We start from the raw sequence: 16,578 nt of genomic DNA on the forward strand, positions 1-16,578 counted from the left end.
GTAGACTTTGATAAAAAAAATCTATCTGAGCGCTTATCCTGGAAAGGAGAGGCTTGTGAGGGTTTAATGGCTTGGGGTGCAAACAATCAAGTACCAAATGATGCAAATTTAACTGGAGCAAGATCAGGAAGCGTGTTCTTTGCATTTGATCGCTCAAATGTAAATGCAATCGAACAAGGTTCAAGTTCTGTGGCGGCAATTGCCGAGCGAATTAAGCAAAGCAATTCAACAGGTACGATTACAGTTGCAGGTTTTGCTGATCCATTGGGTAAATTTTCATATAACCATCAACTTTCAGCACAGCGAGCGAATACAGTAGCGAAGCTTTTGGTAAATGAAGGTATTGATGTAAATCGTATTCAAATCCAAGCCAATAGCCAAACTGATTTATACCAACAATGTGCGGGTAACAAAGCTAATAATCGTCTTGTTGGCTGTTTAGCTCCAAATCGACGTGTGAATGTCAGTTGGTAATTTACTTGTCTTGAAAAGGCTACCGTGAGGTAGCCTTTTTTATATCTAAATCTCATGGGGTTTGCTTTTGAGAACAATATTTTAAATTTAATTGCATTTTGTCCGCTAATTTAAAAAATATGTGAACTGTTAGACAATAACGATGTTTTTGATTAAAAATTAAACTAAAATACGCTTTTATGAAATAGCATGTTTCGATGTCAATTTCATGTATTTCAATAATTAAAGAAAGTATCTCATCAGTAGAGTGAATGAATCATTTCTCTCGACTCCAAAAGCTGATTAACGATGCTTCATTTTTATAGCGGCTTTCAAGGGGAAAGATATGTTGGACTCAAAAAACTTAGTTGTATTGGATCAAATGCTTGTCTTAACTAAAGAGGGTAAAAACGATTTGGTTTATGAAAATAATACTTTGCTCAAAGTAAAGATGTTTTCAAATCATCATATTGTTGTAGAGGATGATCAGCAGACGAGCTTTCTTTTAAAACGCCAAGATGAAAATATCATTTGGTCTTTTATTTAAATATATATCATATATCAAGAGCACCTTAATTCAAAAAAATTAGGTGCTCGTACTTGCTTGCTGCTTTAAATCCATCAGAATCGGGCAACATTCATTTTCAGTGGTTTTACACTCATCTAACCATGTTGAAAGACGTAGTTTGAGTCCTTGTAACTCTTGAATACGTTCATCAATTTTATTTAATCGCTGTTCGATGACATGACGTACTTCTACTCGATCTTCTAAATTTAAGGTTAATAACTCCTTAATTTCATTCAGTTGCAATCCAGCATCTTTGGCTTTTTGAATAAAGCTTAATGTTTCCAAATCTTGTTGATGATAATAGCGATAACTTAGGGTGCTTTCAGGAATTCGCATTAAGCCAATCCGCTGATAATAACGAATGGTTTCAACATTGATATTGCAGGATTTTGCCAATTTTCCAATAGTAAGATTCATGTGTTTGTGCCTCATCAATTGCCAAAATAATGCTTGACTCTGTACCTAGGTACAGACTTTATGCTAAACCTATCCAAAAAGAAAAGATAGGTGTTGTTGTGGAACATCAAAAAACGTCATCATGCTGCTCTGGCAAAAAAACAGCAATTGTGTATGAATATATTGATCCAGTATGTGGTATGCAAGTTGCTGAAACATCAGCGTATTATTTTGACTACCAAGATATCCGATATCTATTTTGCTCAGCAGGTTGTCAACAGAAATTTAGTGCGCAGCCTGATGCTTATTTGAAAGCAAATCAAACTGACAAAACGTCATCTTCTTGCTGTGCTGAGGAAAAACCACAGAAACAATCAAGTTGTTGCGGAACGTCAAAAGAACAGCCTGTTGTTGCACCTGTGGAAAAATCTTCTTGTTGTGAACCGAAGCCAAGTGAGAAAAAGAAAAGCTCATGTTGCGGAGGTGAAAAAAAGCCACAAATAGCGCAACCTGAAGTAAAAAAATCTAGCTGTTGTGGTGGTGGACATACACATCAAGTTGTTGATGGAGATACAGAGATTGATCCAGTTTGTGGGATGTCAGTTAAAACCACGACTGATCTAAAAACAACCTATCAGGATAAGACTTATTATTTCTGTAATCCATCTTGTTTGGATAAATTTAAGAATGATCCTGAGTTTTATCTTATTCCACCTGATCAGCGTCCTGTACCTGAAGGTGCAATGGATATGGATTATACCTGTCCAATGGACCCTGAAATTGTGCAGAAGGGACCTGGTACGTGCCCAATTTGTGGTATGGCGCTTGAGCCAATGCAACCTACTTTAGATGATGGGCCGAATCCTGAATTAGTTGATTTTAGTAAGCGCTTTTGGACGACATTGCCACTTAGTTTGTTGGTCATGATCTTGGCAATGGGTTCGCATATTCATGCTTTTATTTCTCCGCATATTCAACCGTGGATCGAATTGATTTTAAGTTTGCCTGTAGTGTTATGGGCAGGTTATCCAATTTTACAGCGCTGCTGGGTGTCTTATAAAACTGGACATCTCAATATGTGGAGTTTGATTGGTGTCGGTGTACTCGCTGCATTTATTTATAGTGTGGTTGCAACGATTTTCCCATCACTCATTCCAGTTGAAGCTAAAACTGGACATGGTGTCGCTGTTTATTATGAAGCAGCCTGTATGATCGTTTCATTGAGTTTACTCGGGCAAATTCTAGAGCTTAAAGCGCGTTCACAAACTGCAAACTCATTAAAAGCACTGTTACGCTTACAACCAGCCAAAGCCAAACTTGTTCAAAATGATCAAGTTAAAGAAGTCGATATTGCCATGATTAAACAAGGCGATATTTTACAGATTTCTTCTGGGGAGCAGATTCCATTGGATGGTCTTGTAGTTGATGGCAAAACCTATGTTGATGAATCGATGATGACAGGTGAACCTGTTCCAGTAAAAAAGGAAAAGGACGATCAAGTGATTGGCGGTACGATTAATCAACAAGGTTCGATTCATATTAAAACTACGGCAGTTGGTACCAATACAACACTCGCCAAAATGATTCAGACGGTAGCTGATGCGCAACGCTCCAAAGCGCCTTTACAGCGTATTGCCGATGTTGTGGCGAAGTATTTTGTGATTGCTGTATTAAGTATTAGTGTGTTGACTTTTATCGCTTGGATGGTTTTTGGTAAAGCCCAATTTGATTTGGCATTGATGTGTGCTGTTGCTGTACTGATTATTGCCTGTCCGTGTGCTTTGGGTTTGGCAACACCAATGTCTGTGATGGCGACAACGGGGCGTGCCGCACAGAAAGGGGTACTATTTAAAGATGCAGAAGCAATTGAATCTTTGAGCAAGGTGAATACCTTAATCATTGATAAAACAGGAACATTGACTGAGGGTAAGCCGAGCTTAAAAGAGATTCAACCGTTATCAAATGTGTATAGCCAAAGTCAGATCGAGTTGTGGATTGCATCAATCGAGCAATATTCGACTCATCCTATTGCCCAGACGCTCACTAAACTTGTTGATTCAGATCAATTGTTGAATGTTTCTGATTTTGAAGATGTTACGGGCTTTGGTGTAAAAGGCACGATAGAAGGTAAGGCACTCTATATAGGTAGCCAAAAATTAGTTGAACAGCTCGGTTTGACGTTTAGTAGCGAAAAGTTGATCCAAGAGCTAGACCAAAAACGATCTCAAGGTGATGTCATTAGTTTCCTAATGTCTGAACAAGAATTGATTGCTTATGTGTCGATTCATGATGCGATTAAGGAAAATGCCAAAGCCGTAATTGATCAACTTCATGCAGATGGGATTGACGTGATCATGGCGACAGGTGACCATGAAAAAAATGCACAGATGGTTGCAGCTGCACTGGGTATTCAACAGGTATTTGGCAATTGTGATCCGAAGCAGAAGCTTGAAATTGTGAAGCAAGCACAGTCACAAGGTAAAGTGGTTGCAATGGCAGGAGATGGTATCAATGATGCACCCGCACTTGCTCAAGCCAATGTCGGCATTGCAATGGGCACAGGAACAGATATTGCCAAACAAACTGCACAAGTGACGTTGGTGAAAGGCGATATACAAGGCGTAGCGCACGCTTTACATATGGCAAAACTTGGTGTGAAAAACATGAAGCAGAACCTTGCGTTCTCATTTGTTTATAATGGATTAGGTGTGCCAGTTGCCGCAGGTTTATTCTATCCACTCACGGGTTTATTACTTACGCCAATGTTTGCTGCGGTCGCAATGTCATTAAGTTCGTTATCTGTGGTAGTCAATGCACTGCGATTGAATAAATCATAATCCTTTTTGTTTTAGCTCTATTCTCATAAATTGAGAGTAGAGCCACGTTTATTTTGACTCAATTGACATCATCAAAATGAAACCAGTCAATTCTATTTTTATGCTTTATCCTTAACGTGAATAAAAACTATTGGGAAATAGCTAAGGATGGAATGGCAAATGAAAAATAATAAATTTACAAGGTTGGTTAAACCTTTAGTGACTTCTTGTGTGATTGCATCAAGTTTAATGGTAATAAATGTTGGGCATGCAGCACCCGCAGAAAAATTAGATTTAACTCTTTCTACCTATTCGCAGAATAAAATCAAAAAACTGCTTAATGATCCGAAGGTTTGGGATCAAATTCCCAAGCAAGTGACATTATGTGTGTATTCCCCAAGTGGCGAACATGGTGAGGCATTTGAGCAGGCGACTAGCTATTTAACAGAGATTCCTCGTATTGTGCGAATTGCAAAGCAGTATGGCGTGAATATGAATGTGACACGTCCATCTAATCTTCAAATGAATTTGAGTTTTGATTATCCGAAACTCAAAAAAACAGCGTCTACTTTGGTGACTTTAAAAGTTTATACCAATGAAAGTGTGTTAACTGAAGACTTCCGTAGCAAACGTTGTGATGGCGCAGGTATCAGTAATTTAAGAGCGAAACAGTTTAATAAGTTTGTTGGCAGTATCGATGCAATTGGTGCGGTGCAGACCTATAAACAATTAACTGCTGTGATTCAAACTTTAGCCAACCCAAAGTTTGATGAAAAAATGGTTAATAAGGATTTTGAGGTTGTCGGTGTAGTGCCATTAGGTGGTGCGTATATTATGGTGGGAGATCGTAATATCAATACACTGGCAAAGGCAGCAGGCAAGAAGATTGCGGTTTTACAATTCGATGAAACTCAAAAGAAACTGGTTCAAAATGTTGGTGCGCAGCCTGTTGCAGTCGACTTATTAACAGTCGGGCCAAAATTCAATAATAAAGAAGTTGATATTATGGCCGCGCCAGCAATCCTGTTTGAACCGATGGAACTGCATCGAGGTATGACTGACAAATCAGGTAAAGTTGTTGGTGGAATTATTAAGTTTCCAGTCATTCAGGTCACTGGAACCTTAATTATGCATCGCAATAAGTTTCCTGCTGGGATGGGATCAATCGCCCGTGAAATCATTTCAAAACAATTAACACCAGCATTTAACTTTGTAGATAAGCTTGAAGGCCGCATCCCTGATAAATATTGGATGACCTTAAATGAAAGCGATAAGCCGGGTTATGTGCGTTTAATGCGTGAGGCGCGTATTCAAATGACCAAAGAAGGTTATTATGATCCAGATATGATGAAGCTACTTAAACAGATTCGTTGTTCGCAAGATCCTACGAATTATGAGTGTGCTTTAAAAGATGAGTGAGTGATATAAATGCTTTAAAATATAATGAAAGATACCAGTATATTGATCTAGCAATATAAAGCACCTGATGGTGCTTTATTTTTTATTTGAGTTTGATGTTTTTCTCTAATGTTATTATTTCTCTTTTTTGGAGTAATACTGTTTCTTTAAGATCTTCAAGTTGAATTTGAAGTCGTGCTATATCTCTCTGTTTCTCTTGGAGTTTATTAATTTTCCCTTTTAGCTCTAAATGATTATTTTCTATAATAAAAACAAGTTTCTTCTTCTCTTGTTTTGTATGCCATAGTAGAAAAAAGAATACAAGTGAAATGGATAAAGCCAATATTACAACTCCCTATCAAACAGAAGAGAATAGCATAAGGTAAATTAATACCTGTTCGTTTCTAGCCGATATTTCTTCATTTTATCAATCATATATTGGTGGGGGAGTATGGCTAAGTTTTGATTTTTATGAAAAAATTTAAAATAGGTTTAAATTTAGGGCAGTTAAAAAGACATTTTTGAGGAAATTCAAACTTTATAGTTTTATAGGAGATTATTTTTATAATAAATAAATTGCTCCAGAGATGCCGCTGCATGGTCGTTACCCTGAACCCGATGAGTTCAAGGTGGAGGTGACGCATATTTAACGGGTTTCCTACTCAAGGTAGGCATACACTCAAAATATACAGAACACATCCATAAATTTAAGTATCGGCAGGGGACTAGACGTACTGGCGAACACCCTAGAGACAGTTTTAGTATAACTGATCTTTACACGATGGCAATGTTTGCAGGCCACATATCTGTAAAGATACTTACTAATTGATGGGGCTTTGTGCAATTTTACTCAACAGTTTGTTCAACATCTTCCAAAATGGTTTGAAGTAAGTGTTCGCAGTGTTCATATTCTTGCAAAGACTTATTCAAACTGAACACTTCTTGAGCCATTTGTAGAGCAACCATGATCACAAGTTTGTTGTGTTCAACACGCGGTGCATTACGACGCATATCATGAAACTTTTGATTTAGTAATTCTGCAGCACGCTCTAACTCTTCACGCTTGTCTTCAGTTGTATTGAGACGAAAAGTTTGTTCAATTAAACGTAGCTCAACAACGATCGCTTCACTCATGATCAAATCTCCTCTTGTGTTTCAGCATTCGGGTGAGCAAGTTGCTGAATTTCTTGTGCGTGTTGATCTTGAGCGGTGCCTAAAATGGCAAGACGTTGAATGATGGCTTCAACCTTAGATTTTGCCAATTCATTCTTTTGCAATAATCGATCACGATCCTGCTGTAAGTCTTGGATTTCTTGCTGACTGTGTCTTTGTTGTGCTTGTAATTTTTCTTTATTAACACGTAAATCATTACGCTCAGCCAAGATTTCTTGGAAACGATTTTTAAGATCAGTGGTACTTTTTTCTAAACGGCTGTAACGTTCAGCTAAAGTTGTCGCATCAGTATTCAGTTGTTTAAATTGATCTTGTAACTGAGTCAGTTGTTCAGTTAAGTTATCAACTTCTTCCTGCTTTTGCGTGATGATGCTATTTTTTTGCACGATTTGTGCATGATGATCAGTTTCAGCTAATTGTTTAGCCTCAGTGAGCGATGTATTTTCTCGCTCAAAATGGTGTAAGCGCGTTTTTAAAACACCAATATGCGCTTGTAGACGCTGTAATTGTTCTAACATAACGAAGGTCGCACAGAGTTGCAATCAAAGGTAATATATACAGCAGTATAGAGATTGGATAAACGAATGCAAGACGATATTTCAGGTTGGACGGAATGGAATGCCCATTTTGATGGGATTGAAGAAATTTCAAGTCCAAGTGAGTTACACGGTTTACTAACAGGTATAGTTTGTGTGACACAAGCACCGACCTCTGATGAATGGTCACAAATCTTAAACACCTTAAATGTGCCTGTTTTACAACCAGAAGCACTCGAAAGTTTAACTGACGAAGCTGAAGACGTGGCACATGCTCTGTCAGATGATGAACTTGATTATCTACCAATGCTTCCAGATGATAGCCATTTACTTGTAGATCGTGTTCAAGCATTAGCTGACTGGTGCGCAGGTGTTGTGCTTGGTTTCGGTTTGGCTTCTGGTCATATTCGAGGTGAAGAACAAGAACTGATTGAACATTTACAAGATGTTGCAGCGGTTGAGTTTGAAGACTCGGATAATGATGAAGAAGGTGAAGAAAGCTATCAGGAATTGTATGAGTTTGTACGTTTAATTCCTGTGAGCTTGTCAATTGGCCGTACCAAGATTCCTGTAAGTGAAAGTTCTTTGTTGAAAAATTTTCATGCAAAAAGCAGAAATCAAGATGCGCCTGTTGATCCCCAAACGGTCGTAGAAATGTTTACCCCACATCGTCCGAGTTAAGACGGTTTTAAATCTCCCTAAATCCCTCTTTATAAAAGAGGGACTTTCTAGCTGTAGGATAATATGAAACTAAGTCAAGCCGATTTCAAACAACGCCGTGATCTTCTCGCACAGAAAATAGGAAATAACAGTATCGCTATTATTGCGACTCGAGCAGAAATGTATCGTAATCGTGATGCTGATTATAAATATCGAGCGGACAGTAGTTTTTATTATCTAACTGGATTTGCAGAGCCAGAAGCGGTTGCGATCATTGAAACCTTTGACGAAGGAAAAGATTATAGCTATAGCTTATTCTGCCGTGAACGTAACCGTGAAATGGAAATCTGGAATGGCTATCGTGCTGGGATTGATGGTGCGATTGATATTTATGATGCTGATGAAGCTTATGCAATTGATTTGCTTGATGAAGAAATTATCGACAAGCTATTAAACAAACAACGCCTTTATTATCGTATCGGACAAACTTCAGAGTTTGATGCGCGAGTAAGCCAATGGATTCAAAAAGCGGATGCACAACAGCGCCGTGGTGGTGCAGCGCCCGCAGAAGTGGTTCAATTGGATCGTATTGTTGATGAGATGCGTTTGAAAAAATCGGCACAAGAAATTGAGTTGATGCAGATTGCATCGAATATCAGTGCTGAAGCGCATACCCGTGCAATGCAAAGTGTAAAACCAGAGATGATGGAATACGCGCTTGAAGCAGAACTGAATTATATCTTTGGTAAAAATGGTTGCGTGCCTGCTTATAATAGCATTGTAGGCGGTGGTGAAAATGCCTGTATTTTGCACTATGTTGAAAATAATAAGCTGTTAAAAAATGGCGATTTAGTTTTGATTGATGCGGCTTGTGAATATGAGTTCTATGCGTCAGATATTACCCGTACATTCCCAGTCAATGGTAAGTTTAGTCCTGAACAGAAGGCACTTTATAATATTGTTTTAGATGCACAAATTGCAGCGATTGATGCAACCCGTATCGGCAATCATTATAAATATCCACATGAAGTTGCAGTAAAGATATTAACTCAAGGTTTAGTTGATCTTGGTTTATTGAACGGTGAGGTGGATGAGTTGGTGGAAAGCGAAGCATTCCGTCAATTCTTTATGCATGGTACAGGGCATTGGCTCGGTATGGATGTACATGACGTCGGTGCTTATAAAACTGGCGAGGACTGGCGTGCTTATGAAGCAGGTATGGTGGTGACTGTTGAACCCGGTTTATATGTTGCACCTGATGATGAAACAGTAGATGCGAAATGGCGCGGTATCGGCATTCGTATCGAAGACGATATTGTTGTGACTGAAAATGGTCCATTGGTTCTAACCAAAAATGTGGTGAAAACTGTTGAAGAAATTGAAAGCTTGATGGCGAGTAATTAAAGTAAAATTGAGAAAAAGGCTTATCAATAGATAGGCCTTTTTATTTAGTTTGATAATCCAGACAACTTTTGAATATATTTTAAAAACATAGACCAAACAAAGTACAAATTCCCTTCCTGATTTGAGTTAGAGTAAGATAGGCTAGGGTCTATTGATAGTTCACCTTACGAGCTAAAGCTCTCATTGCGACAGTGGACATTTTTTAGGTGATACAAGGCATGGCTTATGCAATTTAGTCATTCTAAACAAATAAGCCATAACGCCGTAGCGACAAAAAATGTCCCTGTCCCGTAGGGTTATGGCAAAAACTTCCTTAAACTTTGTTATGAAACTTGACAAGGGGATGGTCATTGCCTACGTTTCATGCCTCGTTTAAGTTGTTTTAGCCTATAACGCAACGCATAGATGAATTATCAATAGACCCTTAACATCAAGTCATGAAAAACTGATAAGGAATAATATTATGCAGCAACAAGTCATCATTGTCGGTGGAGGTATGGTTGGACTCAGCCTTGCTCTAATGTTGGCAAAATCTAATATCGCAGTAAAGCTATTAGAAGCTGTGAAATATCCAAACTATGATGATGAAAATGTTGCCCCTTATCATTCCAGTTTTGATGCGCGTAACACCGCATTGTCACGCCGTAGCGTACAGACTTACCAAAAATTAGGTTTGTGGGAAGCCTTACAGCAACATGCCACCCCAATTCTACAAGTACATATCACAGAGCAGGGTAGCTTTGGTAAAGCACGACTTGTCGCAGAGCAAGAAAAAGTAGAAAGCTTTGGACAGGTGATTGAAAATGCTTGGCTTGGTCGTGTTTTGCTCACTCAAGTTCGCCAACAACCGCTGATTGAATTAATTGATGGCGTACAAGTCACCTCATTGACACAAGATGATGATGCGGTACACATTGAAGCCATGCGTAATGGCGAATATATTCATTCCCTAAAGTCTAAATTGGTCATTGCTGCCGATGGTCGTGATTCATTCTGTCGCCAAGCGATCGGTGTGGGTGTAGATGAGCATGACTATGACCAAGTCGCCATCGTGACCACAGTTCAAACTTCTAAGCCACATCAACAAGTCGGCTTTGAGCGCTTTAGTGCGTTGGGACCGTTAGCACTGTTGCCGTTGCCGGGTGAATACCGCCGTTCAGTGGTGTGGCCTGTGAAAAAAGGCACTGAGGCAGAATGGTTAGGTGAAGAAAATGATCAACATTTCCTTGATGCTTTACAGGAAACTTATGGTGATCGTGCAGGAAAGTTTGAAAAAACAGGCAAGCGCTTTAGCTATCCATTGTCTCAAGTCTTAGCTGATAAACAAGCAGTAGGGCGTGTGGTGCTGATGGGTAATGCGGCACATACCATTCACCCAGTTGCGGGGCAAGGCTTCAATTTATGCTTACGTGATGCAGATGTATTGGTGCGTTATTTGATGGAGCAATTGGCGAAATCAGATGATATTGGCAACCCAGATAATTTACTCGCTTATGAACAAGCACGTTTAACTGATCAACAACGTGTGATTAAGTTCTGTGATTCTGTGGTACGTGGTTTTAGTAATCAGAATCCAATTCTAAAATTATTACGAAATACTGGGTTGATTGCATTTGATGTGATCCCTGGAATTAAGCCTTTGGTTGCCAATTATGCGATGGGACTAAAAGCATGAGTGAAATGTTAGATGTTGTGATCGTTGGTGGTGGCTTGGTCGGTGGTCTAACGGCATTACTGCTTGCTCAGGGTGGCGTTCAAGCGACAGTATTGGATGCTGCGCCTGTGTTAGATCAAGAGAAAACTTTAGCTGTGATGAATCCGCGTGTATTGGCACTGAGTCAGGCAACCATTCATTTATTGAAAACAGTTGATGTCTGGAATGATTTAGCCCGCCAAATGCCCTATTCAGGTATGCAAGTCTGGAACAAGAATGGTTATGGTGAAATCAATTTTGGCCATGCCTCAGAACAGCAACCTCAATCAGATCAGGCTCTAGGTTCAATGGTCGAGCCAAGTGTTTTGAATGTAGCGATTCAGCAAAAAATGCTGCAACAACTTAAAGACTATCGCACCCAAGTCAAAGTCATTCGGATCGAACAGATTCCACAAGGTTGGTCGATTCAACTTGCTGATGGCACAATTATTAAAACCAAGTTATTGATCGGTGCGGATGGCGCCAACTCATTTGTACGTGAGCAGGCGTATATTGATCTCGATGTGTTGGATTATAAACAAGCCGCGATCAGTTGCGCGATCAAAACGTCGCAACCCAATCAATATGTCGCTCGTCAAATTTTCCTCCCTACAGGCCCATTGGCGTATTTACCAATGGCGAGTCTGGATGTACAGGAAAATGGTTATTGGCAGTCGATTGTCTGGACTTTACCTGATGATTATGCTGATGAGTATTCAGCACTAACTGATCAAGATTTTATGCGATTGCTCACTCAGGAAAGCTTACAAATGTTAGGTGAAGTTGTTGATGTTCGCTCTAGAGCGCAATTTCCACTTAAAGCACGCGCGGCGCAACGCTATATTAAATCAGGCTTGGCATTGATTGGTGATGCTGCACATGTGATTCATCCTTTAGCTGGACAAGGCGTGAATATTGGTTGTCTCGATGCTGCTGTGTTGTGTGATGTATTACTGCACGATTTACAACGTGGAGTGTGGGCTAACGAGCAAACTTTGTTGCGTTATGAGCATCAGCGTAAAGGTCAAAATGATGCGATGATGCACAGTATGTCGGCGATTGGCTGGTTGGAAAGCTCGGAATTATTTCCATTTGTATGGGCAAGAAATTTTGGCTTAAAACAGGTTGAACAGTTCGATTGGTTTAAGGATCGTTTTATGCAACAGGCCAATGGCTTAGGTGCATTGAAGCAGACACGTTACGCTTGCTAAAAAATAGTAGATATTTTTTAAACAATCATTTATAAATCAGAGTGAATTTGGTCGTAAAAAATACGATTTAACAAACATTATGCTTTGCGAAATGAGAAGAGCTTGCTAAATTTCACCAAGTTCTGATGACCAAATAGCGATGATGAGAATTTAGTCATTGTGGGGAGAGTAATATGACGGAAATGAATGATTACGACGAAAATACAGAAGATTCTGCTGTAGACGATGAAGAGGCGAAAGCAGCCGAAAGTGGTGCAGATAATGAAGAGTCTAGTGCGAATGACGCTGATCTTGCTGAAGCTGAGACATTAACCGTGACTGCAAAGCAGAAACAACGTCAAGCTTTAGAAGATGAAGTGGCTGCATTTCTTGCGCGCGGTGGACGCATTACCGAAGTGCCACCAGATGAACATCAAGATTAAGTCAAATGTCGAATAAAGACATCAAAAAAGCATCACGATTGTGGTGCTTTTTTTTGCTGATGTGATTCATGTTCACATTCATGTGGTTGATGTAATTCTTTGAGAATGCCACATTGCTCAATCGTTCTGTGTTGAGAACATTGCTGTTTAAGATGAGTTAGGTCTTGCTGTAGATGTTGAAGATTTTTAATTTTTTGAGCAACATCTTTGAGATATTGATCAACAAGTTGATCGACTTCAATACAGGTTTGACTTGGGTTTTCTGCTAAATCTTTGAGCTTTTGAATATCCTGTAAAGTAATGCCCAATTCACGACAATGTTTTAGAAATAATAATTCTGAAAGCATTTGCTCGGAATAATAACGATAATTTCCTTCTGTTCGCTTTGCCTTTTCTAATAATCCAATTTTTTCATAATATCGAATGGTATCAACAGAAACGCCTGATTTTTTAGCGAGTTGCCCAATTGTAAAATTAATCATACTTGACTCTGGAGTTACTCAAGGGTTTTTAATAACTATAAAAGATAATGTGAGAAAAGTCATGGCGGGATGCGGATGTAATACAACGACTGCACCAACACAAAAGATTAGTCCAAAATTTAGAAAGGCATTGTGGATCGCTTTGGTTCTTAATGCCGCAATGTTCTTCGTAGAAATGATCGGGGGATCACATGCACGTTCGGTATCTTTGTGGGCAGATGCACTCGATTTTGCTGGGGATGCAGCCAACTATGCTATTTCCTTGGCAGTGTTGTCGATGACGCTGTATTGGAGAGCAACAGCAGCTTTGCTAAAAGGAATTACCATGACCGCATTTGGTGTGTTTGTGATTGCAAAAGTGATCTGGTCATGGTGGTTAGGTTTAACACCTGAACCGATGTTGATGGGAGCTATTGGAGTTCTTGCATTGATTGTAAATGTCAGCGTGGCATTGTTGCTTTATGCTTTCCGTGATGGTGATTCAAACATGCGTTCGGTGTGGCTATGCAGTCGTAATGATGCGATTGCGAATATTGCAGTCATTATTGCTGCCGTTGGAGTGTTTGGTACTGGAACAATGTTCCCTGATTTATTGGTTGCTTTTATTATTGCTTATTTGGGTGTTTCTTCAGGTTTGAGTGTGATTAAACAGGCGAGAGCTGAAAGAAAAATTGATCAAAGTAAGCTTATGTCAAAAGCTTAGCAACGTTGAAAAAATTACTGGAGTCTCCGTGCGATATGATTTAGGTAGTATTCAATATCAATTTTTCTATAACCCAATAACTGACCGATTCTGCGTTCGATTGTGGGTTGAAAACCTTTTTGTAGTAAAGACTGCTCTAGTATCGATAGCAATCCATTAAGATGAGATTTTGGAGCATTCTTATAAATTAAACAAAACGTTATAGTTTTATTCGCATGTTGTGTTGGGAATGTCTTCATAATCTTTTTTAAATTGTCTGAATTTAAATGGGATAAGAACTCATCTGGAACTTCCTCATAAAAAAGGGCAATAAGCTTTTCACCCGAAAGTAGTAGCTCAAGTTCTCTACCTTCGTGTGGGCCTAAGGTTGGCGGAAGCTCTATTGCCATTTAAAGAGTCTCTTATGGTGTTTTAATTATCGTTTTGCGTTAATTCCAAAGCACGCTGATACGCCACTTTCTTTTTAATACCTGTCAAATCAGCAGCCAATTGCGACGCAGCTTTCACTGATAAATCTTGCAATAAGCGTTTTAATAATTCATCTAGTTTGTCTTGCTCCAAGTCTTTTTCAGCAGATGCACCACCAACCACAACTACAATTTCACCTTTTTCTTGATTGTGATCATTTTCAATAAAAGTTACTAACTCTTTTAGCGTCATCTTTTTGATGGTTTCAAAGGTCTTTGTGATTTCACGAGCAAAACCAACAGGACGGTCTTCGCCAAAGACTTGAACCATATCTTGAATACAAGCCAAGATACGATGTGGTGCTTCATAGAAAATCAATGTTTGTGTTTCATCTTTTAGTTTTTCGAGTTGGCCAATACGTTGAGATGCTTTAGATGGTAAGAAGCCTTCAAAGCTAAAACGATCACTTGGTAAACCAACTGCACTCAAAGCAGCGATTGCAGCACATGCGCCTGGTACAGGAATCACTCGAATTCCATGTTGTTGTGCTGCGCGAACTAACTTAAAACCGGGGTCGCTGATTAGCGGTGTACCCGCATCACTAATTAATGCAACATTTTCACCATTTAGCATTTTTTGGAGAAGTTGATCAATTTTGTTACTTTCGTTGTGATCATGACACGCTGTTAACGGAGTTGAGATATTATAGTGCTTAAATAACTGAGCAGACTGACGAGTGTCTTCTGCGGCAACTACCGAAACCGACTTTAAAATATCAATTGCACGAAAGGTCATGTCATCTAAGTGCCCAATCGGGGTTGCTACAACAAATAATTGAGCACTCATATAAGGTAACTCCATAATGTACTTGAAAAAATATTGGTTGCTACTGTGTTTAGCAGCATCTATCAGTCCAGCTTATGCGGACGTCTTGGTGATTCTACCCGAATCTGGTGCAATGGCGCGAGCTGGTGACAGCATCAAACGTGGTTTCTTGAGCGCTTATACAGCATCTGGTAGCAAAGAAAAGCTGATTTTTGTTGATTCCACAACCAATAGTATGGATAGCATTATCAAGAAAAAAACAAACAATAAGACAAAATTAATTGTTGGACCATTGGCTAGACCGCATATTGAACAAATGATGGAATTGAGTCCTAAAGTTCCTGTTTTGGCGCTCAATGATGTTAACAAAGAAGCTAATCATATGTGGCAATTTAGTTTAGCCAAACAGGATGATGCGGCTACGCTCAATCGATTGCTCAAGAAAGATAAAATTAAGAAATTATATGTTTTACGTCAGTCTGGTTTAGAGTCTGCAACTGAACTTTTTATGATGGCATTGATGACAGAGTTCGGTGATGGTATTGAGTTTATCAATGAACAACCTAAAAAGTTATCTAGAAAAGAAGGTTTGCTGCTATTAGGCAATCACAATTGGATAGAGCAGTTAGGGCAATTACCCGAGCGAAATATTTACGCGACCCCGATTAGCATTGAACAAGGACGGTCAATCCCGTTAGGTTTGAGTTTTTGCGATACGCCAGCGTTGTATAATGGACAATGGGCCGATTTGATCGAAGCATATAAAGAGCAACCAGAAAATATGGCATTTCAGCGCTTACTGGCATTTGGCGGAGATGCGTGGACGATTACGGAACAATTCCTTAAACATTCAGATGATGAGCATTTTTCATTTTCAGGTCGCACAGGGCTAATAGAAATCAACAATACTAAAATACGCCGTCAGCCAGCATGTTATCAACAGCAGAAAAATGGTATTCAGACTCTCAAACTAAGTTAAAGCATTATGCAGAAAAAGAAAAATGAGCTAGGGCAATGGGCGGAACAATGCGCCCTGACTTTTTTACAAACACATCAATGTGAATATATAAGCCGAAATTATCATTCCCGATATGGTGAAATTGACTTAATTGTAAAACGAAAAAATGAGCTGATCTTTGTTGAGGTAAAGGCAAGGTCCGCAGGAAGTTATGCAGCGGCGTGTGAGGTTATAACGTCTTCTCAGAGACGTAAAATCATAAAAACAGCACAACTCTTTTTACAAGAAAACCCTGATTATTATGATTATGATTGCCGTTTTGATGTGATTTGTTTTGATTTTCCACAGAAAATTGCAAAAACAGTACAACCAGACTTTTCAAAATTGAAGTATGATCAGCAATGGATTGAACATGCGTTTACTTTAGATGAAGTCAATATCTGAACTTTTTTAAGATAAATGCCCAAGATTG

General features: G+C 39.1%; 19 protein-coding genes and 1 other RNA gene. 12 read left to right on the forward strand and 8 right to left on the reverse strand.

Features of this window, described 5'->3' with window-relative positions:
* On the forward strand, nt 1-474 hold a 474-nt coding region (locus B4237_RS06390; RefSeq protein ID WP_286942235.1), incomplete at its 5' end, for an OmpA family protein.
* Between the two features lie 325 nt (nt 475-799).
* On the forward strand, nt 800-1,000 hold the full coding sequence (locus B4237_RS06395) for a hypothetical protein (protein ID WP_023012442.1): 201 nt from the start codon (nt 800-802) through the stop codon (nt 998-1,000).
* A gap of 39 nt (nt 1,001-1,039) precedes the next feature.
* Here B4237_RS06395 and B4237_RS06400 read toward each other — a convergent pair whose 3' ends face one another.
* Nucleotides 1,040-1,438 (reverse strand): MerR family transcriptional regulator, encoded by a 399-nt coding sequence (locus tag B4237_RS06400; protein ID WP_278596190.1) that lies wholly within the window; start codon nt 1,436-1,438, stop codon nt 1,040-1,042.
* A 98-nt stretch (nt 1,439-1,536) separates the two neighbouring features.
* On the opposite strand from B4237_RS06400, the gene B4237_RS06405 reads away from it, so the two are divergent.
* Both B4237_RS06405 and B4237_RS06410 read left to right on the forward strand, forming a co-directional pair.
* On the forward strand, nt 1,537-4,254 hold the full coding sequence (locus B4237_RS06405; RefSeq protein WP_286942239.1) for a heavy metal translocating P-type ATPase: 2,718 nt from the start codon (nt 1,537-1,539) through the stop codon (nt 4,252-4,254).
* Between the two features lie 159 nt (nt 4,255-4,413).
* Entirely contained in the window at nt 4,414-5,652 is a 1,239-nt protein-coding gene (locus tag B4237_RS06410; protein WP_278596192.1) for a putative solute-binding protein, read from the forward strand.
* Nucleotides 5,653-5,734: 82 nt separating this feature from the next.
* On the opposite strand, the gene B4237_RS06415 is transcribed toward B4237_RS06410, so the two are convergent.
* The 4 genes from B4237_RS06415 to B4237_RS06430 form a co-directional block, all read right to left on the reverse strand.
* Complete coding sequence (locus B4237_RS06415) at nt 5,735-5,974, reverse strand: hypothetical protein (RefSeq protein WP_278596193.1); 240 nt, start codon at nt 5,972-5,974, stop codon at nt 5,735-5,737.
* Between the two features lie 231 nt (nt 5,975-6,205).
* Nucleotides 6,206-6,387, reverse strand: a non-coding RNA gene (ssrS, locus tag B4237_RS06420) — 6S RNA.
* Nucleotides 6,388-6,477: 90 nt separating this feature from the next.
* Nucleotides 6,478-6,765, reverse strand: a complete 288-nt coding sequence (locus B4237_RS06425) for a cell division protein ZapA (RefSeq protein WP_019384983.1) — start codon at nt 6,763-6,765, stop codon at nt 6,478-6,480.
* 2 nt (nt 6,766-6,767) lie between these two features.
* Complete coding sequence (locus B4237_RS06430; RefSeq protein WP_007483593.1) at nt 6,768-7,322, reverse strand: hypothetical protein; 555 nt, start codon at nt 7,320-7,322, stop codon at nt 6,768-6,770.
* Between the two features lie 66 nt (nt 7,323-7,388).
* On the opposite strand from B4237_RS06430, the gene B4237_RS06435 reads away from it, so the two are divergent.
* The 5 genes from B4237_RS06435 to B4237_RS06455 all read left to right on the forward strand — a co-directional run bounded on the left by B4237_RS06435 (nt 7,389) and on the right by B4237_RS06455 (nt 12,730).
* Nucleotides 7,389-8,021 carry a UPF0149 family protein gene (locus B4237_RS06435; RefSeq protein WP_004880840.1) on the forward strand — a complete coding sequence of 211 codons (633 nt, stop codon included), beginning with the start codon at nt 7,389-7,391 and terminating at the stop codon, nt 8,019-8,021.
* A gap of 63 nt (nt 8,022-8,084) precedes the next feature.
* Nucleotides 8,085-9,404 (forward strand): Xaa-Pro aminopeptidase, encoded by a 1,320-nt coding sequence (gene pepP / locus B4237_RS06440; protein WP_061518859.1) that lies wholly within the window; start codon nt 8,085-8,087, stop codon nt 9,402-9,404.
* Between the two features lie 463 nt (nt 9,405-9,867).
* Nucleotides 9,868-11,079, forward strand: a complete 1,212-nt coding sequence (gene ubiH / locus B4237_RS06445) for a 2-octaprenyl-6-methoxyphenyl hydroxylase (protein WP_278596194.1) — start codon at nt 9,868-9,870, stop codon at nt 11,077-11,079.
* The gene (locus tag B4237_RS06450; protein WP_278596195.1) at nt 11,076-12,308 is read left to right on the forward strand and encodes an FAD-dependent monooxygenase; all 1,233 of its coding nucleotides are present in this window, start codon (nt 11,076-11,078) and stop codon (nt 12,306-12,308) included. Before ubiH ends, B4237_RS06450 begins: the two co-directional genes overlap by 4 nt.
* A 173-nt stretch (nt 12,309-12,481) precedes the next feature.
* Nucleotides 12,482-12,730, forward strand: a complete 249-nt coding sequence (locus B4237_RS06455) for a hypothetical protein (RefSeq protein ID WP_004880831.1) — start codon at nt 12,482-12,484, stop codon at nt 12,728-12,730.
* A 32-nt stretch (nt 12,731-12,762) separates the two neighbouring features.
* Here B4237_RS06455 and B4237_RS06460 read toward each other — a convergent pair whose 3' ends face one another.
* Nucleotides 12,763-13,212: a MerR family transcriptional regulator gene (locus B4237_RS06460; RefSeq protein ID WP_007483587.1), complete on the reverse strand. Its 450-nt coding sequence runs from the start codon at nt 13,210-13,212 to the stop codon at nt 12,763-12,765.
* A gap of 61 nt (nt 13,213-13,273) precedes the next feature.
* Here B4237_RS06460 and B4237_RS06465 point away from each other — a divergent pair, with 61 nt between their 5' ends.
* Entirely contained in the window at nt 13,274-13,915 is a 642-nt protein-coding gene (locus B4237_RS06465) for a cation transporter (RefSeq protein ID WP_023012433.1), read from the forward strand.
* 14 nt (nt 13,916-13,929) lie between these two features.
* On the opposite strand, the gene B4237_RS06470 is transcribed toward B4237_RS06465, so the two are convergent.
* The gene (locus B4237_RS06470) at nt 13,930-14,304 is read right to left on the reverse strand and encodes a hemin receptor (RefSeq protein WP_278596196.1); all 375 of its coding nucleotides are present in this window, start codon (nt 14,302-14,304) and stop codon (nt 13,930-13,932) included.
* A gap of 22 nt (nt 14,305-14,326) precedes the next feature.
* Complete coding sequence (rsmI, locus tag B4237_RS06475; protein WP_004880821.1) at nt 14,327-15,169, reverse strand: 16S rRNA (cytidine(1402)-2'-O)-methyltransferase; 843 nt, start codon at nt 15,167-15,169, stop codon at nt 14,327-14,329.
* A gap of 16 nt (nt 15,170-15,185) precedes the next feature.
* Here rsmI and B4237_RS06480 point away from each other — a divergent pair, with 16 nt between their 5' ends.
* On the forward strand, nt 15,186-16,127 hold the full coding sequence (locus B4237_RS06480) for a penicillin-binding protein activator (protein ID WP_278596198.1): 942 nt from the start codon (nt 15,186-15,188) through the stop codon (nt 16,125-16,127).
* A 6-nt stretch (nt 16,128-16,133) separates the two neighbouring features.
* Nucleotides 16,134-16,550 carry a YraN family protein gene (locus tag B4237_RS06485; protein WP_007483580.1) on the forward strand — a complete coding sequence of 139 codons (417 nt, stop codon included), beginning with the start codon at nt 16,134-16,136 and terminating at the stop codon, nt 16,548-16,550.
* The last annotated feature ends 28 nt before the right edge of the window (nt 16,551-16,578 follow it).

It is taken from the genome of Acinetobacter sp. UBA6526 (assembly GCF_002434875.1).
GTDB lineage: Bacteria > Pseudomonadota > Gammaproteobacteria > Pseudomonadales > Moraxellaceae > Acinetobacter > Acinetobacter venetianus.

Bases quoted from the DNA above. Each gene is read 5' to 3' on its own strand.
- B4237_RS06465 (WP_023012433.1), top strand. From the start codon at position 13,274: ATGGCGGGATGCGGATGTAATACAACGACTGCACCAACACAAAAGATT.
- ubiH (WP_278596194.1), top strand. From the start codon at position 9,868: ATGCAGCAACAAGTCATCATTGTCGGTGGAGGTATGGTTGGACTCAGC.
- pepP (WP_061518859.1), top strand. From the start codon at position 8,085: ATGAAACTAAGTCAAGCCGATTTCAAACAACGCCGTGATCTTCTCGCA.
- B4237_RS06410 (WP_278596192.1), top strand. From the start codon at position 4,414: ATGAAAAATAATAAATTTACAAGGTTGGTTAAACCTTTAGTGACTTCT.
- rsmI (WP_004880821.1), bottom strand. From the start codon at position 15,169: ATGAGTGCTCAATTATTTGTTGTAGCAACCCCGATTGGGCACTTAGAT.
- B4237_RS06460 (WP_007483587.1), bottom strand. From the start codon at position 13,212: ATGATTAATTTTACAATTGGGCAACTCGCTAAAAAATCAGGCGTTTCT.
- B4237_RS06485 (WP_007483580.1), top strand. From the start codon at position 16,134: ATGCAGAAAAAGAAAAATGAGCTAGGGCAATGGGCGGAACAATGCGCC.
- B4237_RS06400 (WP_278596190.1), bottom strand. From the start codon at position 1,438: ATGAATCTTACTATTGGAAAATTGGCAAAATCCTGCAATATCAATGTT.
- B4237_RS06425 (WP_019384983.1), bottom strand. From the start codon at position 6,765: ATGAGTGAAGCGATCGTTGTTGAGCTACGTTTAATTGAACAAACTTTT.
- B4237_RS06430 (WP_007483593.1), bottom strand. From the start codon at position 7,322: ATGTTAGAACAATTACAGCGTCTACAAGCGCATATTGGTGTTTTAAAA.
- B4237_RS06455 (WP_004880831.1), top strand. From the start codon at position 12,482: ATGACGGAAATGAATGATTACGACGAAAATACAGAAGATTCTGCTGTA.
- B4237_RS06470 (WP_278596196.1), bottom strand. From the start codon at position 14,304: ATGGCAATAGAGCTTCCGCCAACCTTAGGCCCACACGAAGGTAGAGAA.
- B4237_RS06480 (WP_278596198.1), top strand. From the start codon at position 15,186: ATGTACTTGAAAAAATATTGGTTGCTACTGTGTTTAGCAGCATCTATC.
- B4237_RS06395 (WP_023012442.1), top strand. From the start codon at position 800: ATGTTGGACTCAAAAAACTTAGTTGTATTGGATCAAATGCTTGTCTTA.
- B4237_RS06450 (WP_278596195.1), top strand. From the start codon at position 11,076: ATGAGTGAAATGTTAGATGTTGTGATCGTTGGTGGTGGCTTGGTCGGT.
- B4237_RS06435 (WP_004880840.1), top strand. From the start codon at position 7,389: ATGCAAGACGATATTTCAGGTTGGACGGAATGGAATGCCCATTTTGAT.